Below are 23,982 nucleotides of genomic sequence, written 5' to 3' on the forward strand. Positions count from 1 at the left end.
GACAGGAGCAGTTACACATGTCATTCGACCTCGGTATTATCATGGATCCCATTGAGTCGATTAAGGTGGCCAAAGATAGCTCGCTAGCGATGCTGCTCGCGGCGCAGCAGCGTGGTTGGCGTCTCTACTACATGACACTGGATCAGCTATGGCAGGAGGAGGGGGTGAGCTATGGCCGTATGCGCCAGCTAGCGGTGAAGGACGACCCTAAGCAGTGGTATCGCTGGGGGGATACCCTCTCGCAGCCGCTATCGCGACTCGATCTTATTCTGATGCGAAAAGACCCACCGTTCGATCTGGAGTATCTCTACGCCTGCCACTTTCTACAACAGGCCCAGAGCGAAGGGACGCTCATCGTCAACCGCCCTCAGAGCCTGGCGATGGCCAACGAAAAGCTCTTTATCGGCCACTTCCCCCACTGCTGTGCGCCGACACTGGTGAGCCGCTGTGCGACTCACATTCGCACTTTTTTAGAGCAGCAGCAGGCGATTGTGGTCAAACCACTCGATAGCATGGGGGGGGCCTCCGTCTTTAAGCTCACCCCAGAAGATAGCAATGTGAGTGTCATTTTAGAGACCCTCACCCATCATGGTCGTCGGCAAATTATGGCCCAGCGCTATCTACCCGAGATTAGTCAAGGCGATAAACGGATTCTGTTAATTGATGGTGAACCTATCCCCTACGCCCTAGCTCGCATTCCGGCACCCGGGGAGCTACGAGGTAATCTCGCCGCAGGAGGGCGCGGCGAAGGGGTGCCGTTGACCGAACGGGACGCCTGGATCTGCGCCCAGCTCGCACCAACACTTAAAGAGATGGGGCTGATCTTTGTCGGTATCGATGTGATTGGCGACTATCTGACCGAAATTAATGTCACCAGCCCCACCTGTATTCGGGAGTTAGATCGCCAATTTCAGCTCAATATCGGCGGACAACTCATGGATGCGCTAGCCGCCAAATTGACGAGATAATGATCTCCTCCCCCTTCGGAGTCGCCTTAGCGACTGCTGCAACGCTGCACCTAGCCGCGATTTTAGGCATTAGCTTTGAGTTTGAGCGACCGGACGATTCGCAACAGCCACTGCGTTCGATTGAAGTGACGCTAGTTCACAGCCGCAGCGAAGAGCGCCCCGACACAGCTGACTATCTTGCCCAGACCAACCAGCGAGGGGGCGGCGATGTGCGCGAACCGGTGCGCCCCTCCTCCCCCCTGCCGACCCCTAGACCCGATCCACAAAGCGGCCAATCGTCGCGCACCCTCCCGCCTCAGCAGCCACAATCGCAGCCCTCCCCCCCGTTACAGAGGCTACTTAGCCGCCAGAATCGAGAGATTGAATCGCCCCCTCCCCCCACCGTGACGGCGTTAGAGCTGACCCAACCTCAACCCGATGCCGAGCAGATAGTATTCCGCTCACGCGAAATTGCCCGCCTAAGCGCCGAGATTCGTCAACAGCAGCAGCAGTATGCCCAGCAGCCGCGGCAGAGATATATTACCGCCAACACCCGTGAATATCTGTTTGCCACCTATGAAGATAGCTGGCGGCGCAAAGTTGAGCGAATCGGTAACCTGAACTACCCGAAAGAGGCGCTACAGCGCAAATTGAGCGGTACGCTACTCCTAGATGCCGTGATTCAAGCCGATGGCACCCTCCATAGCATCAAGATATTACGCTCCTCGGGCTCTAAAATCCTCGATGAGGGGGCTATCCATATTCTGCGGCTCGCCGCCCCCTTCGAACCCTTTTCGCCCCAAATGCGCCAGCAGATCGATCTGCTCCATATCACTCGCGCTTGGCAATTTCAGGACGAAAGTTTACAAACCTATTAATTTGCGGTGACAGAGAGCGTGTTGCTATATAATCTCCGTCTCGACATACGATTAACTTTCTAAAATACAGACTTTATGGCCCTCGAAACGCGATTTTTACGACAATTTGTGCCGTTAAACGAGTTAACGGAGGAGAATCTGCGCGATCTAGCTCAAAAGAGCGCCATTCAGACTATTGAGGCCGATACCCCGCTGTTTAAACGCGGTCAAAGTGATCGCAAATCGATCTATATCCTCTCCGGCCAAGTGCTACTATTGGCGGAAGATGGCGGCAAAGAGATCGTTACCGGTGGCACTAGCCGTACCCGCCTACCGATTGATCAACACACCCCCCGCAAAACCACCGCAATAGCCAAAACTGAAGTGCGCTATCTGGCGATCGATAGCGACTATCTCGATCTACTACTCAGTTGGGAGCAGAGCCAATCTAGCTACCAGGTCGAAGATATCGACAGCAACCATGAGGAGGATGACGACGACTGGATGGCCAACCTGCTACAGTCGGAGATATTCCACCGCATCCCTGCGAGCAATATTCAGATGGTCTTTATGCGAATGGAGCCGATTAACTATAGTGCCGGAGAGGTTGTGATCAATCAGGGCGATGAGGGGGACTACTACTACTATATTAAACGCGGTAGCTGTGAGGTGACCATTCGCGGCAAGAGCGGCAAAAATATCAAAGTCGCCGAGCTACAGGCAGGGCGCGGCTTTGGTGAGGAGGCGCTCATCTCCAATAACAAGCGCAACGCCACCGTCTCCATGAAAACCGATGGCATACTAATGCGACTAGGGAAGGAGGATTTTGCCGAGCTACTCAAAGATCCGGTACTGCATAAAATGGACTTTAATAGTGCCCGCCAACTGCTACAGCAAGGCAGCGCACAGCTCGTTGATGTGCGGTTAGAGAGCGAATACAAACAGTTTAACCTCAAGGGCAGTCTCAATATCCCGCTCTATCTGCTACGCCTAAAGACTAGCGAGCTCGACAATGGCAAGCAGATTATTACCCTCTGCGATAACGGCAAACGCAGCTCCTCGGCCGCTTTTTTGCTCAACGAACGGGGCTTTAACGCCAGCTATATCGATGGCGGCCTGCTGCGAATTAAAGAGATCATTCAACAGAGCCGTGCTCAGAGCTGAGAGTTTCGTAGGGGCGGGTTTGAAACCCGCCCCTACACGCCGTGGATTACCGGAAGTAGAATGGGTCGTCTCAAAAGCGCGGTTTGAATCACGCTTGGCAGGAGGGGCCTAACGATGAACAAGGCCAACATTCGTTAGGCTTGCGATTTCTATTATGCCCCCTCCAACCTACTGTAGATAGACCCACACCCCCTGTCCGGCGGTGATGGTGTTGAGTGAGCCACTGCTGCCGGCCACATCGGCAAAGCTCCAGCTGTTATTGATAAATGCGAACAGGCGCTGCGGTTGTAGAGCTTGGCTGCTGAATTGGGCGACAAAGTCGGTGACTGTGATATCACTACTGCCACTGCCAATCAGATTCCAGCCGGAAGTGAGGGAGCTGATATCGAGGCTCTGACTGCTACCGGTTAGGGTTAGATTAGCACTGCTGCCGGCGGCCACTTTAACCCATATACCACGATTACGCAGCTGGCTTAGTGGTAGTTGGCCTAGAGAGCCGTTATTGCTGCTGCGGTCGTAGAACTGCCAGCCGTTGTTGATGAAGGCAAACAGTCGCTCAATGGCGCTGTCGGTGAAGTGGTCGGCAACGGTGGTGCTATCGTCGGGGGTGGTGTGGAGGGCGATGAGGTTCCAGCCTGCGGTGAGGTTGAGGGTTTGGCTGTTAGGGGTGTTGGTATCGTTGGCGGTATCGGTGTTGGTATCGGTGTTGGTATCGTTGGCGGTATCGGTCGCGGTATCGGTCGAGGTCGATGAGCCGGTGTCGGTGGCAGTCTCTGTCGCTGTCTCGGTTGAGGTGGCGCTATCGGTCGATGAGTCTGAGTCGGTATCGGTCGAGGTAGCGGTATTGTTGTCGGTAGCGCTACTTGTCGGGGTAACGCAGGCGTTGGTCGCGCTACCGGCTGCGGCCTCCTCTAAGGTTGGTAGGTTCAGGAAAAGCCGTTGTGTTCGTCCTGGTTGTAGGCGTGTTGGTTCGTTTAAGGTGGCATATCCTGCTGCGGCTAGGGTGAGGGTGGTTTCAATGGCTTCTGTCGTGCCCGCTTGGGGGGTGACTTGTAGCATAAAGCGGCCTCGGTCACTGGTTTGGGTTTCGATACCATTGGCAGAGATGGTGATATTGGCCAGTGGGCTGCTGCGATCGTATGAGAATACGATGCCATCGATAATCGCATCGCTGCCGTTGGTGTTGTCAACGCGGAAGTTTTGTACTGGGCTGTGGTTAACCGCGCCGTAGTAGTCGATGGCGCTTATTTGCCAGTAGTAGGTGGTTAGGTCGTCGAGTGGGTAGTTGTCATCGATGGCGACAAATGTCTCTGTTAGCTCTTCAAGGGTGTATTGTGGATTGAGTAGTCTGCCGCTGCTATCGGTCTGTTCGGTTTGACTCAGGCGCAGGGTGTAGCTTAGGGGGTGGTCTTCGGGGTCGTTCGTTTCGCTCCAGCGGGCAATGAGTTGGCTCTTTTGGGTCGAGTCGTTGGTCGGATAGGTTAGTTGTGGTGCTTCTGGTGGTAGGTTGGCGGCTAGTTGGCGATAGACTAGGCCTCGCCATGGCGGTGCGAGCCGACCGTCAATATCGTTGACATAGTAGTAGAGTTCGTAGAGCCCCGCTTCGTTAAAGTGGTCTGGGGTAAGGGTAACCTCCCAGCGGCCGTTGTCGCTGTGATAGATCATGGGGTGACGCGGTAGGTCGAGGGTGACTTGTTCGGTGCTAGCACGGGTGTCAAGGCTGGTCGCTGGGGTTTTAAGCTCTATCCAGGCGGCTAGCACTTCGTTGTCGTGGTTCGCTTGGCTCCAGAGGGTGAGGGAGGGGGTCTCATCGTGGAGGTGTTGAGTGGGGGCGATGGCGGTGAGTTCTGCGGGGTTGTCTGCGCTGTTGGTGTCGTAGTTGGCTCCTACGCCAAGGTAGAGTTGTGCGGCAAGCTCTCCTTCGTTGCAGGCAAGGCTGAAGTCGTTGGTGCCGTAGCTATCACCGTTATCGTCGAAGAGTGGGTGTTGGACGCTGCGGTCGAACCAGATGTCGGTGCCGCTGCGGTTAAGGCGGTTGTCGGTGGTGGTGCGTTCGGTCTGTGCGGTGGCGCTGTCAAAGGCGTCGCGGTAGCTCTCGCCCCGTTGTAGCGCGGTGAAGAGGTGTTCGATGAAGAGTTCGCCCACTCGTATGCCGTCGTTCTCCATGGGGCCTTTGTGGCTCAGTTCGTTGCCGGCGGATGAGGTGATAATGAGTCGGCCGCCGTTGGTGAGTTGGTGGTTGTCGTATTGGGGGGCTTGGCTCATTTCGTCGATAAAGCTGCCGGAGTAGCAGGCACCGTAGATGAGGGTGCGGGGGTGTTTGATGGCGGTGGTGGTGAGTTGTTGCTCTAGTTGGCTTAGGTAGTCGTTTAGTTCTGTGGCGGTTAGGGTTTCGTTACCGAGGTAGAAGAGGTTGGGGTCGCCGTGATCGACCATGACCAGAAGCAGTGGTGCCGGGGCGCTGTTCATCGCGTCAGCGAGGCTGTTTAGTGCTTGTTGTATGGCTGCTTTCGAGGGGAGGCCATCAATAAAGGGTTGGCCTCTCTCATCTGTTTGTTGGGGGTCGTAGTTGAGGTAGTGGATATTCTCTGCTTCAAAACCGCGTTCGATGAGGGTGGCATAGACGCGGTTGGTGGTTTTGTTGTGGGATTGGAGTCCCTCTTCGTTGCCTATTTTGCCTTGAACGATGAGGGCGTAGCCAGCGCCTTGGCCGACGACGATTTCGGTCGTGGCGCGGCTTGCGGCTAGGAGGGGGGTGGCGGTGGAGTTCGCTTCGATGCGGTAGCGTCCGGCAATGCTAAATAGGTCGGCGCTGCCATCGGGGGTGCGTTGTAGGGTGGTGCTATCGAGGCTAAAGTGGCCTAGGGTGTCGTAGGTGTCGAGGTCGTAGTGGTGTTGTGCTAGTTCGGGGGTGGTGACGGTTAGGGTAATTGGGCGGCCAGCCATTGAGGCGTCGGTCACTGGTAGGCGGGTCAGTTTACCGCTGATGGAGAGGGTGCCGTTTTGTAGGATGGTACTGGCGCTGGCGGTTAGGGTCAGTTCGGTGTGGGCTTGGTTGGCCGATTTGGCAAATAGTATTGAGTCGTAGCTTTGGTTGTTTCCTTCGTCGGTAGCGCGGCTGGTGATGGTGTAGGTGTTGCCATCGACTAGGGTGACGCTGCTGCCAGAGATCCCCCAGCTCTGGCTGGTTGCTGAGTAGGTTAGTGGCAGCCATGCCGGTGAGGTTTGCCAATCGTAGCCGCCAAATTCACTTGCTCCCCAGTAGAGGGTATTGGGGGTGGTGATGTCGCTAATCTGTACGGCCACTTCTGTCACGCGGCTCTCTGCGTCTGAGGCGGTGACGGTAATGGCGGGTAGTAGGGCGGCGGTTTGGCCATCTGTGGGTGAGATGAGGGCCGTGGCGGGCGGTTGATGGTCGGTGACGGTGGTGAGGGTGAGGGTGGTCGTCGCTTCGGCGGTGTTACCTGAGCTGTCGCTGGCGTTAAAGGTGAGGGGGGTGGTGCCGCTGGCGAAGGTGGCGGGTGCGTTGTGGCTCACGCTTAGGGTGCCATCGTGGTTGTCGTCGGCGGTGGCGCTGCTGAGGAAGGTGCTGATGCGGTTGTCTGTGGCACTCAGTTCGGTTTGGTTAATGAGGGTGAGTTGGAGCGGTTCAGGGGGGTTGATTGTTGGTGGTAGGGTGTCGATTACATGGATGTGGCGGGTGGTGCTATTGGCGTTGCCGGCTCTATCTTCGACGGTATAGGTTAGGGTGTAACTGCCGAGCGCTGCGCTGTTAACGCTACCGATGAGGGTGATTAGGTCGGTGAGGTCGCCGTCAATTGTATCGTTTGCGCTTGCGCCGGGGTCGGTATAGCTCTCGCCGTAGGGGTGGGTTAGGTCTGTTTCACCATTTAGGGTGAGTGTGGGGGGGGTGAGGTCGGCGATGATAATGACGGCTTGGGCGCTGCCAGTATTCCCTTGGCTATCGGTTGCGCTGAAGGTGACGGTGGTGCTCCCTAGTGGGAGTTGGTTCGGGGCGTTGTGGCTGATTTGGGTCAAGTCGCCATCGATGTTGTCGCTAGCGGTGGCGCTATTGAGGAAGCTGGTAATGGCGCTGTGTGTGGCGGGGGTGCCGGTGGCATCGATAGCGGCCACGGTAATGTTCGCTGGCGGGGTAACTACGGGGGCGCTGCCATCTTGTACGGTGATAGAGCGGGTGACGGTTTGGGCGGCGTTACCGGCTGCATCGCTGACATTGTAGTTGAGGGTGTAGAGCCCTACTCGGCTGGTATCGACGCTGCCGCTGAGGGTGATGCGGTTGCTAATATCGCCATCGACATTGTCGCTCGCTGTCGCGCCCTGTTCGGTGTAGCTTTGGCCGATATTGAGGGTGAGGGCGCTGTTACCGTTCAGGGTGAGGATGGGTTTGGTCTGGTCGGTAACGGTAATTGTGGCTTGGGCACTGCCTCGATTCCCTTGACTATCGGTCGCGCTAAAGGTGACGACTGTCACGCCTAGTGGGAGTTGGTTCGGGGCGTTGTGGCTGATTTGGGTCAAGTCGCCATCGATGTTGTCGCTAGCGGTGGCGCTATTGAGGAAGCTGGTAATGGCGCTGTGTGTGGCGGGGGTGCCGGTGGCATTGCTAGCGGCCACGGTAATGTTCGCTGGCGGGGTAACTACGGGGGCGCTGCCATCTTGTACGGTGATAGAGCGGGTGACGGTTTGGGCGGCGTTACCGGCTGCGTCGCTGACATTGTAACTGAGGGTGTAGAGCCCTACTCGGCTGGTATCGACGCTGCCGCTGAGGGTGATGCGGTTGCTAATATCGCCATCGACATTGTCGCTCGCTGTCGCGCCCTGTTCGGTGTAGCTTTGGCCGATATTGAGGGTGAGGGCGCTGCTACCTGTCAGTGTGATAACCGGCCTGCTCTGGTCTGCCACGGTGACAATGGCCTGCGCCCGACCGGTATTATTACTACTGTCGGTTGCACTAAAGGTCACGACCGTGGCCCCTAACGGGAAGGTGGTCGGGGCGTTATGGCCAATACTGGTCAGTAGCCCGTCAACGGCATCGCTAGCGGTGGCGCTATTGAGGAAGCTGGTAATGGCGCTGTGTGTGGCGGGGGTGCCGGTGGCATCGATAGCGGCCACGGTAATGTTCGCTGGCGGGGTAACTACGGGGGCGCTGCCATCTTGTACGGTGATAGAGCGGGTGACGGTTTGGGCGGCGTTACCGGCTGCATCGCTGACATTGTAGTTGAGGGTGTAGAGCCCTACTCGGCTGGTATCGACGCTGCCGCTGAGGGTGATGCGGTTGCTAATATCGCCATCGACATTGTCGCTCGCTGTCGCGCCCTGTTCGGTGTAGCTTTGGCCGATATTGAGGGTGAGGGCGCTGTTACCGTTCAGGGTGAGGATGGGGTTGGTCTGGTCGGTAACGGTAATTGTGGCTTGGGCACTGCCTCGATTCCCTTGACTATCGGTCGCGCTAAAGGTGACGACTGTCACGCCTAGTGGGAGTTGGTTCGGGGCGTTGTGGCTGATTTGGGTCAAGTCGCCATCGATGTTGTCGCTAGCGGTGGCGCTATTGAGGAAGCTGGTAATGGCGCTGTGTGTGGCGGGGGTGCCGGTGGCATTGCTAGCGGCCACGGTAATGTTCGCTGGCGGGGTAACTACGGGGGCGCTGCCATCTTGTACGGTGATAGAGCGGGTGACGGTTTGGGCGGCGTTACCGGCTGCATCGCTGACATTGTAACTGAGGGTGTAGAGCCCTACTCGGCTGGTATCGACGCTGCCGCTGAGGGTGATGCGGTTGCTAATATCGCCATCGACATTGTCGCTCGCTGTCGCGCCCTGTTCGGTGTAGCTTTGGCCGATATTGAGGGTGAGGGCGCTGTTACCGTTCAGGGTGAGGATGGGTTTGGTCTGGTCGGTAACGGTAATTGTGGCTTGGGCACTGCCTCGATTCCCTTGACTATCGGTCGCGCTAAAGGTGACGACTGTCACGCCTAGTGGGAGTTGGTTCGGGGCGTTGTGGCTGATTTGGGTCAAGTCGCCATCGATGTTGTCGCTAGCGGTGGCGCTATTGAGGAAGCTGGTAATGGCGCTGTGTGTGGCGGGGGTGCCGGTGGCATTGCTAGCGGCCACGGTAATGTTCGCTGGCGGGGTAACTACGGGGGCGCTGCCATCTTGTACGGTGATAGAGCGGGTGACGGTTTGGGCGGCGTTACCGGCTGCGTCGCTGACATTGTAACTGAGGGTGTAGAGCCCTACTCGGCTGGTATCGACGCTGCCGCTGAGGGTGATGCGGTTGCTAATATCGCCATCGACATTGTCGCTCGCTGTCGCGCCCTGTTCGGTGTAGCTTTGGCCGATATTGAGGGTGAGGGCGCTGCTACCTGTCAGTGTGATAACCGGCCTGCTCTGGTCTGCCACGGTGACAATGGCCTGCGCCCGACCGGTATTATTACTACTGTCGGTTGCACTAAAGGTCACGACCGTGGCCCCTAACGGGAAGGTGGTCGGGGCGTTATGGCCAATACTGGTCAGTAGCCCGTCAACGGCATCGCTAGCGGTGGCGCTATTGAGGAAGCTGGTAATGGCGCTGTGTGTGGCGGGGGTGCCGGTGGCATCGATAGCGGCCACGGTAATGTTCGCTGGCGGGGTAACTACGGGGGCGCTGCCATCTTGTACGGTGATAGAGCGGGTGACGGTTTGGGCGGCGTTACCGGCTGCATCGCTGACATTGTAGTTGAGGGTGTAGAGCCCTACTCGGCTGGTATCGACGCTGCCGCTGAGGGTGATGCGGTTGCTAATATCGCCATCGACATTGTCGCTCGCTGTCGCGCCCTGTTCGGTGTAGCTTTGGCCGATATTGAGGGTGAGGGCGCTGTTACCGTTCAGGGTGAGGATGGGTTTGGTCTGGTCGGTAACGGTAATTGTGGCTTGGGCACTGCCTCGATTCCCTTGACTATCGGTCGCGCTAAAGGTGACGACTGTCACGCCTAGTGGGAGTTGGTTCGGGGCGTTGTGGCTGATTTGGGTCAAGTCGCCATCGATGTTGTCGCTAGCGGTGGCGCTATTGAGGAAGCTGGTAATGGCGCTGTGTGTGGCGGGGGTGCCGGTGGCATTGCTAGCGGCCACGGTAATGTTCGCTGGCGGGGTAACTACGGGGGCGCTGCCATCTTGTACGGTGATAGAGCGGGTGACGGTTTGGGCGGCGTTACCGGCTGCGTCGCTGACATTGTAACTGAGGGTGTAGAGCCCTACTCGGCTGGTATCGACGCTGCCGCTGAGGGTGATGCGGTTGCTAATATCGCCATCGACATTGTCGCTCGCTGTCGCGCCCTGTTCGGTGTAGCTTTGGCCGATATTGAGGGTGAGACTGCTATTGCCGTTAAGGTTGATTACCGGTTTGATTAGGTCGGTAACGGTGATGTTTGCTGTGGTAGTGCTGACATTGCCGACTGAGTCGGTGGCGCGGGCGGTGAGGGTGTAGGCATGGGTGTCTATGAGCGTTACAGAGCTCCCTGACAAGCCCCACTGTTGCAGTGATTCGTCATAGGCAAGTGGCAGCCATGTCTCAGTCACTATCCAATCGTAAGCGCCAAAAGCGAGACCCCAGTAGTAGGGGGTTGTGTCGGTAACATCGGTAATTTGTACCTCTACGGTCACGCTATCACCGCTTTCGTCGCTGGCGGTGACGATAATCGTCGGCAGGCGGTCGTAGCTCTGGCCATCTTGCGGCGAATCGAGGGTGATGGTGGGGGCTGTGGTGTCGTTTATGGTCATTATCACGCTATCGCTGTTGGTGCTACCGCTGTTGTCGGTCACGCTGAGGGTAAAGGTGAGTTGCGTAGGCGTAGCCACTGACGGTGCGCTAAAGCTGGCGTTTAGTGTATTGGCACTGTTTATGGTAACCGTTGGGCTACCGGCTGTTTGGCTCCATGCGATAGAGACAATAGTGCCATCGGGGTCGCTGGCGGTGCCGCTGAGGGTCACTGTGGTGCCCTCATCTACTTGGCGGTCACTGCCGGCGCTCACGCTCGGCAGGTCGTTACAGGCGAGTATCTCTTGTTCGGGGTTGGCGATTTCGGGGCAGTTGTCGGAGTTATCCCCTACCCCATCGCTATCGCGGTCACTGGTCTCGTTCGGGTCGTTATCGAAGGCATCGGCGTTATTGCCTACACCATCGCCATCGCTATCGAGCCACTCATTGGGGTCGTCGGGAAAAGCATCACAGGCATCTCCGGCGCTATCGCCGTCGCGGTTGGCTTGATTGGAGTTGCTTACGGTACGGCAGTTATCCTCGGCATCGCTTACCCCATCTTCGTCGCTATCCAAATTGCCAAAGTACTGTCCGGCACGCACCAACCGCACGCGATAACTATTATCGCCAGCAATTCAGGGGCAGCTCCATAACCGACTAACTTCATAAACTTACATTGGCAAAAAAATTATTTTTTCCAGCAAAAATAGCCCATATATCTCCAATTTTGAGAGGTAACCGCATGTCAACTGCACGAAAATCAGCTTCGAACCAATCCGTCCGGTCTAAAAAAAGAATCGGAATAAACGTAAATTACAGCGCAAAGATGTCGTCTATCAACTCCACCTGACCATCACACACTTCTTTCCTGCTCTCTTTGAGCAGATGAGAGAGCTGGATGAGTGCCGGACATCTACTAATTATGATTTGGCGGCTCTTATTACGGCCTGCATTGCCATGTTTCTCTTTAAAGCCGGTTCTCGTAATGAAATGAATAATCTGCGCGAAGAGAAACGCTTTCGCAAAAACTACCAGCGGTTGTTCAAAATGCCGCTACCTCATATGGATACCGTCGATAATGTCATGCGACAACTCACGGAGGATCAACTGCAAAAACTGACTCAATCCATGGTTAGGGCGCTGTTGAAAAAGAAGATATTCCACAATCAACGGCTGTTTGGTGAATGGTTTGTCATTGCGGTGGATGCGAGCGGGATTCATAGTTTTACAGAGTGTCCCCATGAACAGGCGCTGCACAAAGACTACAGCAGCGGTAAAAGTAGCTGGCATAACATGGTTTTAGAGGCCAAACTGATTACCGCTAACGGCTTCGCCATCTCCATTGCCACAGAGTGGCTGGAAAACCCCGAAGAGGGCAACTATGACAAACAGGATTGTGAGCGTAAGGCATTCAAACGCCTAGCAAAAAAGTTGAAATCGGCGTTTCCGCGTCTACCCATCTGTCTGGTTGCCGATGGACTCTATCCTTATCAGGGATTCTTCGAAATTTGCTCAGAGTATGGTTGGGGCTGGATAGTCACCTTCAAGGATGGCAATCTGCCATCTGTTTGGGAAGAGGTTAAATCCTTGTGCCAGTTAACATCCGGCAATCAACGAAAAATCATTCTACGGCAACAGGATAATGTCATTGAGCAAAACTATACATGGATTAACGATATTGACTATCATGGCGTGAAACTACACTGGCTGGAATGCATAGAGACAACCACCGACAAAGAGGGGCAGATAATTGAAAATCGGTTCGTTCACATTAGCTCCTATCCCATCAACTGGAATACGGCACCGGAATTGAGCCGTACCGGACGCTTACGCTGGAAAATAGAGAACGAAGGCTTTAATACCCAAAAAAATCATGGATATGCATTAGAGCACAAATTTTCACGGGTGAGTTATCTGGCGACCAAGAATTACTACCAGTGCTTGCAAATAGCTCACATCATCAATCAGTTACTGGTATTTAGCAAGACATTTCAAAGTGTTATGCAGGGGAAGATGACCTTAAAGCGCATCTGGGGAAAGATGATTGCCGTTATGACTGAACGAAAACTGTCGGTAACGAAATTAGCCCAACTCACCGGGCGCCCCTGCCAGATTCGACTCATCAATTAAAAGACGATGGAGATCCCCGCTCCGAAATTCGGGATAACCCTCATTACACACTGGAGACAAGCTCACTCAACACCGCTGTACAATTTGAAATAGTTGACTTTTCAACAAGGAAATGTTGAGAAGAGGGGGGGTATTGTCGCCAAGAAAGCAAGGCTATGTAGTGATGCTGGTTTGGCGGTGACTCTGAATTGCTGATTATCGCGATTGTCGTTGACATCGTCGCCATAGCTGAAGTAGAGTTGCCACGCATTGAAAGAGTTGAAAGCGTACGGCGACGAACTCCAGTAAACGCTGGTGCCATTATTGGGAAACAGGGTTTCGTTAATCGCCGGGCTGACACACGCCTCCTCCACCAGTGATGCCAGTTCGGTAATATTGGGCAGACGCCAGTCACTATAACCGGCAAAGCCGCCACTGCTGTTAAGCGTTTGCGGCCTTTGTAGCGCAGCATCCCAGGTCATTGAGGCGGCGCTACCACTGCCACAGTCACTGCCACTGAGCCCCACGGCGCACTGTTGCCACATCAACCCCGTCTGCAGGTCGGTGACAGTGCCATCGCCATTGGCGCTGTAGCGGCTATCGGGAGCGGTCGGTGTGATATCGTCAATACAGCTTTGGGCGACACTGTTTTGGATGACAAGTAGTAACAGCAGCGGGGAGAGGATGCGAAACATGACTATAGGCTCCAAGGGGTTGAAACAGGGGGGAGTTGTTCAGTTAAAGGGATTCCCGGGTGAATCAGGCGGGTATAGCGGCGCTTTAGTCCGCAGCGCAAATAGCCCGCCTCCACCACCAGCCGATAGCCGATACCCGCCTGCTCTAACAGATAGCGTATCGGCATTAGCTTAGGGTGCTCCGGCTCTAACGGTTCGGGCAAGCGAGTTAGCAGCGTTAGCGTGGCATTAAAAGGGGGGCGCGTCTCACTATCGAGCGACCTATGTAACCTATTAGCCAGCAGGCGGGCGTGGCGGTTAAAGAGTTGCAGCGTGTTACCAACCTGCATTAGCACCAAAAAACGCGGTGTTTGGCGGGCAACAAAGTGCCACTGCTGCTTAAGGGAGAGCGCCTTGCTCGCCTGCCAGCGAGGATAGAGCTTTGCCCCACGCTCATCATAAGCAAGCAGATAGCGTAACCACGGAAACCGCTGCCAAATGCGCTGCTGTAAATGGTAGCTATTAGCGTGACGGCAATGGCCTAAGTAGCTAGCCATCACCGACCGCAATGATTCGAGCTGAGCCAAATTAAACTGTAGCGGCTGCCTCGCTTCGAGCTGTTGCAGTTTTTCGCGCCAGTTTCCCACTACCCGCCGCCGCACTAAACGATAATTAGGACGAACAATATAGCCCAAAAAATCGGCCCCATCTCTTAGCGGTTTTGCCGTCGCTCCGTGCTTGAGTGCCAACCCTAGTCGCTGATGAACAAACTGCTCAATAACGACCTGCCACTCCAGAAGCTGTTGCCGGTCAGGATGAAGCAGCACAAAATCATCAACAAACCGCAGGTAGTAGCGGCATTTGAGCTGATGTTTAATGTATTGGTCTAGCTCATTCAGATAAACATTGGCAAAAAACTGGCTTGTCAGATTACCAATAGGCAACCCCCGTTCCTCACCCGCCTCACTCAGGCGTTTATGCTTAGGGACTTGTGCATACGCCGCCAGAGCGCCACGATAGTGGGCGTGATAGGCGGGATTCCCGGTTAATAGAGTGCGAGTTAACCAAAGTAGCTGTTGCCGTAACACTGGCTCATCTACCCGTCGTTGTAGCTGCCGCTCAACAAGCGCGTAGAGTCGCCGCCGATGGATGGTATTAAAAAAGTTGGCAATATCGAGCTGCAGAAACCAACCGCCCCCTTGCGCTTGCAGCGAACGCATAAAGTGCTGCAATCGTTCAACGGCTTTGTGCGTCCCCTTCTCTTTACGATTGGAGTAGAGGTCATATATCCATATCGGCTCATACAACCGCTCTAGCTGGGGCACCAGCAGATGGTGCACAACCCGGTCGGCAAAGGCTGCGGCATGAATCTCTCGCGCCTTAGGTTTTTTGACCACAAAACAGTAAGAGGTGGAGGGGGTATATTGCCACTGCTGACACTGCTGCTGTGTCGCTAGCAGATTATCGAATAGCTGCATATCGTAACGCTGGGCATCGCGACTGCCTCGCTTGCGGCGGCGACAGTTTTCATACGCTTGCCAAAACGCTTGCAACGAGAAGAGCTCGCACTCTGCCGGCATCACCATCGATACGCTCCGGCACGCACCAACCGCACGCGATAACTATTATTGCGATTGTTGTTGTTATCGTTGCCATTGTTGAAGTTGAGTTGCCACGCATTGTTAGAGTTGTTAGCGTTCGGCGACGAACTCCAGCTTGCCCCACCACTTAAAGGCGACACCCCCATCCTAAAGGTAGGTGATGCCACACAGTCTATACCCCAAAGGGTGGATGAGGCGCACAGTATCTCGGCACACCCGCCGGGTTTAATAGACCCCGCAGTTCTGACCGTGACCGCCAACCGTGACAGACTCATCACTGTTGACGACCATTTTGGGCAGCGTGCAGATGACGCAACCACCCTCCACTCTGTTTACCCACGCTCACAGCTAATTCGACGCAGCGCTGAAACTGGGCAAAATTTTGAAATGCTTTTAACGATTTGGCTAGCTGAATCATGACCTTTAACTCATCCACTTCCAAGCTTAACTGCTCAATGTGTTGCGGCTGCTGAGGTCTCTGGTTAGCCGCTAACACAATTTGACGACAGAGCGCCATCGCCTGACGGCGCATATCGGTGCCGATAGCATATTTATGGTAACGAGGAAAGCGAGCCACCGCCTGCTCTATCTCCAAAAGTAGCTGGTTAGCATCACGCCATATTGGCAATTTTAAATGATGTGCCATTATTTCACCCCAATAACCATGATTCTAGTAAAACATACCGCCATAACCGCTAAATAGCCAAATTACTGTCCGGCACGCACCAACCGCACGCGATAACTATTATTGCGATTGAAGTTGTCATCGTTGCCATTGATGAAGTTGAGTAGCCACGCATAGCCAGAGCCGTTAGCGTACGGCGACGAACTCCAGTAAGCGCTACCAACCGCATTAGGAAAATAGGCACTATCGATAGCAGGATTGACACGACCATAGTTAACAATGGAACGCAGCTCCTCTTTGGAGGGGACGCGCCAGTCACTATAGCCGCAAAAACTGGCGTTATTAGCACCATCCACCAGTGCATCCCAGTCGTCATAACGGGGGCCAAAAGTGCTGCCATCGCTTAAGCGTGCCGTTTTGCCCCCCCAGCGATAGGTATTGTCTTTATCGTGGATGCCACCATCGTCGGTTTTGACCTCCCACATCAGACCGGTGACATTATCTTTAACACAACTCCACTCAGTCGCACTGGCGGATAGCTCTTCGCCGGTGGCGCTGATTTTGGTAAAACTAAATCCGGCGTGGCCATTGCTATCATCATTAGTTGCAGGGTCAGCATCGCGACCGTGGGAGCAGTCCTGCTCGGTGACCGTTTCACCGATGCAGGTGGCGTTGTTGCCGGATGAGTAGTTACCCCCCCAAGTGATACCGGTATCGTTAAGGGGTTGAGTGAACCACTCAGCGTGGAGTGTAAAGGGAATGAGCAGCAGATAGAGCACGACGGCAGGCATGGTGTAGGTCTCTTTGGGTAATTAACAGGAGAGCGGCCATTCTACCTGTCATAGGCTTAATAAAACAACCCCTATATCTGCATGCCTACGCCGGAGCATGGGAAGCAGAAAAGCGCCTACCGTAGGTCGGATTAGCACGGTGTAACCCGATAACCGTACCAACCCGCCCTTCAGACCGCGCCAAACTAGGGGGGATGTCGGGTTTCGTAGGGGCGGGTTTGAAACCCGCCCCTACACGCCGTGGATTACCGGAAGTAGCATGGGTCGTCTCAAAAGCACGATTTGAATCACGCTTGGCAGGAGGGGCTGCAACGGTTACGACAAAAATCGTAAGGAGAGTTATGGTTGGCAAGTGATTAGCTTTAAGACTACAATCTAGCCTGCTATCTACTCAGTGCCATCTGAGTGGCTGAGTGCTACAGCGACAGCCTTACGATAGCCGTTATCAGACTCGAAGTAACTCTGGATTATTATCTTTAACAAAGTCAAATGGTTATGAAAAAACATCTCTATCTTCATCTCTACCTCTATCTTGGCCTGTTATGGGTCATACTCTCACCTATCCATGTGTTAGCGCTAACCTGTATGCCTACGATTGAATCCGACACTAATGCCTCACCCCCGGTTGCCTATCTTACGACTACCACCCACGCCTCAGGCGCAACAGATGAAACCGCGATACTGCTTCGAGCCGGACGAGATAACCCATACTTTAGCATTTCGATAGAAACGAGACCTTATAGTTCAGAGAGTGATCTCATCGACTTAACCGCGTTAGAGACCCGCCTCAAACAGGACTATCGGACTGACCACTCCACACGGGTGAACTCGATAGATGAGCTTGAGAGTCAGCACAACTGGCAGTGGCAAATTCTAGCAGGAGCCCAAATTAGGATTATCGATAACACCCGTGAAGAACTAATTACCTACGACCGGCAGACGAGTGATAGCCTAGGTGCCTTTGCCACTATCGATCCCTATCAGGCACTACCCCTACAACAGAGCTTGGAGTACTACCTACAGCAACTGATTCACTATGGCTATCCCGGCAGCCCCTACCCGCTCGATATTGATCTCTATGTCAGAACCCCAACCGGCTGGCAACGCGGTTCGAATGGCGTGCGCTTTATTGCCGTAGGTAACAGCGTTAACAGCGAACCGGCGACAATTCCGGGACTGCATGATCGCCCCATCCCGATAGAGCGAGGCTATTACGGCCTCGATGCGCAAGAAGCCTATGCGTTGAACACTAAACTCAACCATAACTGCTACCTAATCACCAGCCTCGAACAGGGGAGTCTAATGCAGCAAAATGTGGGCGGGGGGCTCTACGACTACGCCTTTGTCATGAAGCGGATAGCTCCGCCTAGTGACTATCTCCCCCCTTCAACGACCCACAGAGAGCTCCCCCTAAACGACAGTGGAGTGACCTGGGGAGCCGATACAACAACGGGTAACGAAACCCAATGCGGCAGTCATCATCGTAACCAAGATTGTAGCCATGGCCGAGATGCTGAAGTAAACGATAGTCGTGATGGAGCAGCTGGGTTTAGCTTTACCAAAATAGCCACCGATGGTAGTGAACTCGCGGCTAGCGCTACCGAATGGGCCTGTGTGCGCGATAATCATACCGGTCTGCTATGGCAAGTGATGCCGCATCGCGATAACAGATACCGCTGGGGCGGTCTAACGGCCCTAATCAAACAAGAGGGGGAGCACGGCACACGCTATCACGACTGGAATGAGCTCATTGAGGGAGCCCGAGAACAACAGCTCTGCGGCCAACGAGAGTGGCGCCTACCGAGTCGGGAAGAGCTTCGCTCCATTATCGACTATGGCCGCTCCAACCCAGCTATTGATAGCGACTACTTTCCCGATACCGTCTCTGATCTCTACTGGAGCGCCAATGCCGTAGCCAACCTAGCCGGTTCAGCTTGGGCGCTCGATATGTGGCATGGCTATGATGTTACCCGAGCCGTTGAAGAGAGCCATTCGGTACGCTTGGTACACGATAGTCGCTGGGGATTTGACTTCGAACCGGAAGGTTCTGGCAGTAGCTGCTCCGATACGCTGATTGCCATGGCACCCGATATACGCTACCAACCGCTGGATAACCACTTAGTGCTAGATAAACAGAACGATTTGATCTGGCAAGCGTGTCTTTTGGGAACCAGTGGTAGCAGTTGCAGCGAGGGCACCGCACAAACGCTTACTTGGGGGGAGGCGTTACAAGCGGTGGACGACAGCAACAGTAGCGGCAGCGGCGGCTATGACGACTGGCGACTCCCCTCGATTAAAGAGCTAGCGTCACTCATTGAACCGGCCTGTGAGATGCCGGCGATTAACCTAACTCTATTTCCCGGCAGTGATTTCGATCTACTCTGGTCCTCTACTCCCGCAGATAACGCCCCCGACTATAGTTGGGTTGTCGATTTTAGATATGGCGAGGTAGGCTACTACTTAGGAGATCGAAGTGACCGCCAAAAGGTACGGTTGGTCAGAAGCGCGACTGCGACAGAGACAGCAACCGATTCAGGTAGTGGTAGTGCGACAGGGACAGAGACCGACACCTCAATAATAATCACCACCACTGACACCGATACTAGTACGGGAATTGATACGGGTACGGCAACGGACAGCGATAGCAATACAGATACAGACACAGATACAGACACAGATACGGACACAGATACAGACACAGATACGGACACAGATACGGACACAGATACAGACACAGACACAGCGGCCAATACCGACACGACCGCCCCCCTCGGTACTCAAACTCTCTCACTAGCCGAAGGATGGAATCTTATCGCGCTACACACTACCCCTGATGATCTCACCACCGTTGCCGACCACTTTACCGATCCGGCTATTGAGCGAATCTTTGCCTTTATCGATAACAGCTGGGCTTTCTATGATCTCACGAGTAGGAGTGGCGCATTGGGCACTAAAACCCTCACTGAGCTGCGTAATCGGGGATTATGGGTAAAAATAGCCGTTGCTAGCCGTACCGAGATGAGACTCAGTGGCAGCAGCAGTCAGAGTCTGGATATCGCCACACTCAGCGCCGGTTGGAATCTGGTTGGAGCGGGTCGTAGCGATATCACCCTTACCGATTTTGTAGATCAATTCAGCCATCAAACTCTGCAACCACAACGACTCTTCGCCTTTAGCGATAATAGCTGGAGCTTTAGAGATGTCGCCAGTGGTAGTGGTACACTCACCACCCTTGCCGCCGGTCAAGGGGTGTGGATCTATATGGCCGAGTAGGGGCGGGTTTCAAACCCGCCTCTACTGACGGAGAGATGAACAAGGCCTTAGATCGTTAGGGTGTCGTCAAATAGAGATCTTGTTCAGCTATATCTTCTGTAACGGCATCTGTTTCGGTATTAAAACCGAATTTAGGAACGGCTTGTAGGCCGGAGGGAGAGTAGTCAGGATGTGCTGCGATCACCTGAACATAGGAGCTATCGATAGTGCTATTGTCAGCCCCTCCATATTGGCCCCACACATGCTTAAACTGGTAGAAACCATTACTCCCGCTCTGCGTTGTTCGAAGAGGTAACTCGCTACTAGCAACAATGTCAATATCGTGAACTTTTAACAGAGTAGAGGGGTCAGTTGTTATCGGAATTTGCAAAGCTCCGCTTACCTGATAGACAAAGGGAACATCAAGATCTTGATACCCTGTTGTCATACTATTCAAATTAGCCTGATTCGTCTCCTCTTGATCTTCGTTGTAGCGATCTTCTCTAGCATAGACCACTGAGCGAATAGTTAGAGAGAGCCCACTCTCTAGGTAGCGCAATCCATCCTCACTGCGCTCTAGTAGGCGTGTTATCAAACTAGGATCGGAGAGGGCTCGTACAACGCTATTCCAACTTAAAACGTAACCGTTCACTCTCCCCGCTAAATTTTACCCCTCACCCCAACCCTCTCCCGCCGGGAGAGGGAGATTAAGGAGGGAGAGTGAACGGTTACCTTAAAACAGGTAAATCATCTTGAGCATCCGACAGAGCGATAGTCATATTATTGGCGTCACCCATATCATCCTGCCAGCTAAACTGCCATGCACTGTTAGGTTGACTCTCATCAATCTGGTTACCGACTAAGCGCTTTTGCACAGTGGCATCATCACTCTTCCAGCGTATATCGAGCTCCCAGTAGTGACGCGGGGCGAATATTTCAGCATTAGCCGCTCTTTGGCGTATATAGAAAAACCCTTTCTCAACTTGGCCTAACTGTTCGAATAGTGTGCATTGCCAGTAAGATAATGCGTGGTAATCCTCTGCCGTAGTACCGCTTGGAGGATTGACCGGATAGAAGAGTCGATTGACCCGATCACCACAAGGATTCTCTATCTCCAGTGAAAGGCTGGCAGTATTCAGGGCAATAGAGAGTTGCATACCGTCACTTGAGCGTTCTGTAAAATCGATTAGGTTATCGCCATTTAAATCGTGTCCGACCTGAAGCTGGAGCTGATACTCCCCTGTGGGTGAATTATCTACCATCCATTCGGAATTGATAATTGAGTCAATGATTTCACTCTCTGTTAACAGATAGCCCCCTTCACTACCTATCGACTGCTTAACGCTATACCATCCCTCCTCTCCATTATCGGGTAGCGGTTTAATTCGCCACTGATAAGTGGCATTCGGATAGTCGGGTTCGAGCGGTTCAGCTAATGGCTCGCGATCAGCGATGATACGCTTCTGTTGTGGTTGGTAGGTAAGGCTAGCGAGTGCGGCAGGCGCGTGTAACTCAACTGTTGCATCGGCTACGACACTGCCACTATCACTATAGACATACCCCTGTATTATTGATGAGTGTGATTTTGGTGTGAGCGCGAGTTGATACTCCATTTCGCTATCTATCGCGACGACATTTAAACTCATGCTATTGCGGCGATAATCGGCATGAATCGCCTCAATTTGCAGATCGGGATCGGTCAGTGACAGGACAACATTATAGAAAGTGACTCGACCGCTACTATCGGTGCTTAAACGGATACCATTTGGCAAACTAACTAAGGCATCGGTAATAGGGGTTCTCTCTTGCTCATCAATGACTTGAATAACGATATCTCGCTGTACCGAAGCCACTCGTTTTAAGACGAAAGCATAGTCATATAGCCCCCCCTCTTGGCTATCTTGTGACATCAGTGCCGCTCCGTGACGAGATGTCATAATTAATTGATCTGTAGGCAGTTGTTGAGCAACGGCCCTTCTCTCTTCAGGGGTGAAGGCAAACATACCATCTTCTAAATTATGAATGGGAGAGCGATTTTCTCCTGGTACTGGATTAGGTTGATAACTGTTATCGAGCGCGGGATTAATAAAACGAACCCCATCTGAAATGCGTTGCCAGCCATTAGTAGAACGGGCATAAATATCGATCTCGGTAATATAGAGATTATTGCTAACACTAGCACCAAAGTCACAAAGCAGCGCTAAATACTCCTCCATTGTTCCTGAGATAAGTTGCGACTGATAGGGATCGATAGTGGCATAGCTACCAAGAAAACTAGCAGATAGCTGCTCATCTTGTAAAACCTGCTCACTACTCGAGTCGATAACTTGGAGGCGGGAGCCTGCAATTACCTGCCAAGACCACTGTTCGATACTATCCTGAGCATTAGGGTGATCACTATTAAAGTCGCTCTCTACACTGCTTGCAAGTCCATCTATATCGACAACCGCATCAATACTGCGGTAGGGGGAGATGCGGATCTTAATACTTCGTGAAGGGTTAGTGCGCCCTGAAGCGTGTAATAACACGGCCCCGTAACTATGGTTACCATTGTTAGGAACAGAGGTCGCGATAGAGCTATGTAGTGGGCGTGCTAGAGAATCCTCCTCTAAAACACTATCAACATTTAATGGTGTAATCTCATCGGCCTCTTCCTGCATGACGGCATAGAGTAGCCGTGCATTTTCGGTTATCGTGAGTTGAGTCGGTAGGTAGCCCTGCTTGCGCAGCTCGAAATCTCCCTCTTGGTTAAGCATCTCCTCGGTGAGCACAAAACCGCTGGTAGCGTCGGTAATTGTGCCGATTAAAGTCGAATTCTGGTAGAGTTCAACCCCCTGAATGAGTGCAGGAAAACCGATGTCATTAGGGAGACCATAGACATAGAGTGTTTTAGCTGGAGAGGATGAGGGGGGAGAATCATCGTTATGTGGAAGAGTAATCTGGCCGAGATCAAAGCGATTACTCTCATCTATGTTGACTTGGCTATAGAGCGTCCCTTGTTGATCTCTTATCTGCACAAAATAGCCGCTGGCCTCGGCCACACTCAGGCGATACTCCTGATCATTAAGCGCAATGGTGACCTCTCTTGGAGGAGCTGACTCATCGACACCACCGGTGCTATAGAGAGAAGCGGCAAGGCCATTACCTAAGTCAAATTCGGACTCATCTGTTGTGCCTATAGTTAATGGCTGAATCATATAGATCCAAAGGCCGTTATTGCTGTCAAAAGTCGTTAAGGAACCACTTTGGGTACTCATATCACGAAATTGCCATGAACTATTATCAAACGCAAATAGTCGTAGTGGCTGTTGAGAGTATTGGGAAAAGTAGCTGGTTAATGAGGCTAAATCAGTTACATTAGGCCCCAAACCCACTAAATTCCAACCCGGTTGTAAAGTGGTGCCATCTAAAGTGTATCCCTCACCAATGAGAGTGAGGTTGACTCCCTCTCGGTTCGATTTAATCCATACCCCTCTGTTTCTTAGATAGGAGAGAGACATCTCACCGAGAGAGCCGCTATCACTTATCATATCGTAAAATTGCCAGCCGCCATTAATAAAGGCAAAAATACGCTCAATCCCCTCTTGAGCGATATCTTTTACAAGCGGGTTGGTATCATCTTCTAAACCGTCGGAATAGAATGAAACCAAATTCCAGCCATTATTCAGTGTAATAATCTGTTCCGCTACCACGGTACGCGATAGAGTAAACAGTGATAAAATAATCAAAAACAAGATATTTCTTTTCATCATAGCTACAATCGTCCCATAAAAAATTAGGCTGAGCTTATACTCGGCGCGACCAGCTGAATAAAGCTTACTTCATTCATTTAAGTTATTAACATAAAACAATTATCATGTTTTGAACGCTCAAAAGTCCACCGCGAAGACTATAGCCAACTCGGTTCTGTTCATCGCTTGGGTTTTGTGCACAGCTAACCGCTGTAGCTTAAGAAAACCAAACACAGGGGGGGGGGGAGCCCTACTCAAATTTAACTTCCCTAAATATAGCCGTTCAGCTAGCGCTTGTCTAGCTAAATTGACAGCCATTAGCTTCTCCGGCTGAGCCATTCTCTCCTTCTCTCGATCCCGCCATACTCCGTACCGCCAGCATTATGACATTTTTAACTTATAAGCTATTGATATAAAAAATAGTTATCAATCTTTATAAAGATCAAAAATGTACAGCATAAAGTATCATTCGTGGAATAAGCGG

The 23,982-nt window shown here is 53.0% G+C and carries 14 protein-coding genes; 5 read left to right on the plus strand and 9 right to left on the minus strand.

All coding sequences use genetic code 11. The annotated features are described in order from the left end of the window. Positions 1-17 precede the first annotated feature (17 nt). The 3 genes from D5085_18365 (at position 18) to D5085_18375 (ending at position 2,968) form a co-directional block, all read left to right on the plus strand. On the plus strand, positions 18-968 hold the full coding sequence (locus tag D5085_18365) for a glutathione synthase (GenBank protein ID QEP44926.1): 951 nt from the start codon (positions 18-20) through the stop codon (positions 966-968). Next, on the plus strand, positions 968-1,825 hold the full coding sequence (locus D5085_18370) for an energy transducer TonB (GenBank protein ID QEP44927.1): 858 nt from the start codon (positions 968-970) through the stop codon (positions 1,823-1,825). The genes D5085_18365 and D5085_18370 overlap by 1 nt, the downstream gene beginning before the upstream one ends. A gap of 75 nt (positions 1,826-1,900) precedes the next feature. Continuing rightward, a complete protein-coding gene (locus D5085_18375; protein ID QEP44928.1) occupies positions 1,901-2,968 on the plus strand; it encodes a cyclic nucleotide-binding protein in 1,068 nt (355 codons plus the stop codon). Positions 2,969-3,136: 168 nt separating this feature from the next. Here the strand turns inward: D5085_18375 and D5085_18380 are convergent, their stop codons facing one another. Then, complete coding sequence (locus D5085_18380) at positions 3,137-11,326, minus strand: DUF5011 domain-containing protein (GenBank protein ID QEP44929.1); 8,190 nt, start codon at positions 11,324-11,326, stop codon at positions 3,137-3,139. Positions 11,327-11,600: 274 nt separating this feature from the next. On the opposite strand from D5085_18380, the gene D5085_18385 reads away from it, so the two are divergent. Beyond that, on the plus strand, positions 11,601-12,845 hold the full coding sequence (locus D5085_18385) for a hypothetical protein (GenBank protein QEP44930.1): 1,245 nt from the start codon (positions 11,601-11,603) through the stop codon (positions 12,843-12,845). Between the two features lie 101 nt (positions 12,846-12,946). Here the strand turns inward: D5085_18385 and D5085_18390 are convergent, their stop codons facing one another. The 5 genes from D5085_18390 to D5085_18410 all read right to left on the minus strand — a co-directional run bounded on the left by D5085_18390 (position 12,947) and on the right by D5085_18410 (position 16,515). Next, a complete protein-coding gene (locus D5085_18390; GenBank protein QEP44931.1) occupies positions 12,947-13,519 on the minus strand; it encodes a DUF1566 domain-containing protein in 573 nt (190 codons plus the stop codon). A 2-nt stretch (positions 13,520-13,521) separates the two neighbouring features. Beyond that, positions 13,522-15,084 (minus strand): RNA-directed DNA polymerase, encoded by a 1,563-nt coding sequence (locus tag D5085_18395; protein ID QEP44932.1) that lies wholly within the window; start codon positions 15,082-15,084, stop codon positions 13,522-13,524. Further along, the gene (locus D5085_18400) at positions 15,078-15,374 is read right to left on the minus strand and encodes a DUF1566 domain-containing protein (protein ID QEP44933.1); all 297 of its coding nucleotides are present in this window, start codon (positions 15,372-15,374) and stop codon (positions 15,078-15,080) included. The genes D5085_18395 and D5085_18400 overlap by 7 nt, the downstream gene beginning before the upstream one ends. Continuing rightward, on the minus strand, positions 15,374-15,745 hold the full coding sequence (locus D5085_18405; protein ID QEP44934.1) for a four helix bundle protein: 372 nt from the start codon (positions 15,743-15,745) through the stop codon (positions 15,374-15,376). The genes D5085_18400 and D5085_18405 overlap by 1 nt, the downstream gene beginning before the upstream one ends. Positions 15,746-15,807: 62 nt before the next feature. Continuing rightward, positions 15,808-16,515, minus strand: coding sequence for a DUF1566 domain-containing protein (locus tag D5085_18410; GenBank protein QEP44935.1), 708 nt, complete (start codon positions 16,513-16,515; stop codon positions 15,808-15,810). Positions 16,516-17,004: 489 nt separating this feature from the next. Between D5085_18410 and D5085_18415 the strand changes: the two genes are divergently transcribed. After that, complete coding sequence (locus D5085_18415) at positions 17,005-19,788, plus strand: DUF1566 domain-containing protein (protein ID QEP44936.1); 2,784 nt, start codon at positions 17,005-17,007, stop codon at positions 19,786-19,788. Between the two features lie 55 nt (positions 19,789-19,843). Here the strand turns inward: D5085_18415 and D5085_18420 are convergent, their stop codons facing one another. From D5085_18420 to D5085_18430, 3 genes are all read right to left on the minus strand, one after another. After that, complete coding sequence (locus D5085_18420) at positions 19,844-20,326, minus strand: hypothetical protein (protein QEP44937.1); 483 nt, start codon at positions 20,324-20,326, stop codon at positions 19,844-19,846. Positions 20,327-20,495: 169 nt separating this feature from the next. After that, a complete protein-coding gene (locus D5085_18425; protein QEP44938.1) occupies positions 20,496-23,519 on the minus strand; it encodes a hypothetical protein in 3,024 nt (1,007 codons plus the stop codon). A gap of 117 nt (positions 23,520-23,636) precedes the next feature. Then, positions 23,637-23,837, minus strand: a complete 201-nt coding sequence (locus D5085_18430) for a hypothetical protein (GenBank protein ID QEP44939.1) — start codon at positions 23,835-23,837, stop codon at positions 23,637-23,639. Positions 23,838-23,982: the final 145 nt, after the last annotated feature.

This window comes from Ectothiorhodospiraceae bacterium BW-2 (genome assembly GCA_008375315.1).
In the GTDB taxonomy this organism is placed as follows: Bacteria; Pseudomonadota; Gammaproteobacteria; order Thiohalomonadales; family Thiohalomonadaceae; genus BW-2.

What these genes read in the sequence shown, in the direction of transcription:
- D5085_18430 (QEP44939.1), bottom strand. Translation starts at nt 23,837, where the DNA reads ATGGCTCAGCCGGAGAAGCTAATGGCTGTCAATTTAGCTAGACAAGCG.
- D5085_18390 (QEP44931.1), bottom strand. Translation starts at nt 13,519, where the DNA reads ATGTTTCGCATCCTCTCCCCGCTGCTGTTACTACTTGTCATCCAAAAC.
- D5085_18395 (QEP44932.1), bottom strand. Translation starts at nt 15,084, where the DNA reads ATGGTGATGCCGGCAGAGTGCGAGCTCTTCTCGTTGCAAGCGTTTTGG.
- D5085_18415 (QEP44936.1), top strand. Translation starts at nt 17,005, where the DNA reads ATGGTTATGAAAAAACATCTCTATCTTCATCTCTACCTCTATCTTGGC.
- D5085_18385 (QEP44930.1), top strand. Translation starts at nt 11,601, where the DNA reads ATGAGAGAGCTGGATGAGTGCCGGACATCTACTAATTATGATTTGGCG.
- D5085_18365 (QEP44926.1), top strand. Translation starts at nt 18, where the DNA reads ATGTCATTCGACCTCGGTATTATCATGGATCCCATTGAGTCGATTAAG.
- D5085_18425 (QEP44938.1), bottom strand. Translation starts at nt 23,519, where the DNA reads ATGATGAAAAGAAATATCTTGTTTTTGATTATTTTATCACTGTTTACT.
- D5085_18405 (QEP44934.1), bottom strand. Translation starts at nt 15,745, where the DNA reads ATGGCACATCATTTAAAATTGCCAATATGGCGTGATGCTAACCAGCTA.
- D5085_18400 (QEP44933.1), bottom strand. Translation starts at nt 15,374, where the DNA reads ATGAGTCTGTCACGGTTGGCGGTCACGGTCAGAACTGCGGGGTCTATT.
- D5085_18375 (QEP44928.1), top strand. Translation starts at nt 1,901, where the DNA reads ATGGCCCTCGAAACGCGATTTTTACGACAATTTGTGCCGTTAAACGAG.
- D5085_18370 (QEP44927.1), top strand. Translation starts at nt 968, where the DNA reads ATGATCTCCTCCCCCTTCGGAGTCGCCTTAGCGACTGCTGCAACGCTG.
- D5085_18410 (QEP44935.1), bottom strand. Translation starts at nt 16,515, where the DNA reads ATGCCTGCCGTCGTGCTCTATCTGCTGCTCATTCCCTTTACACTCCAC.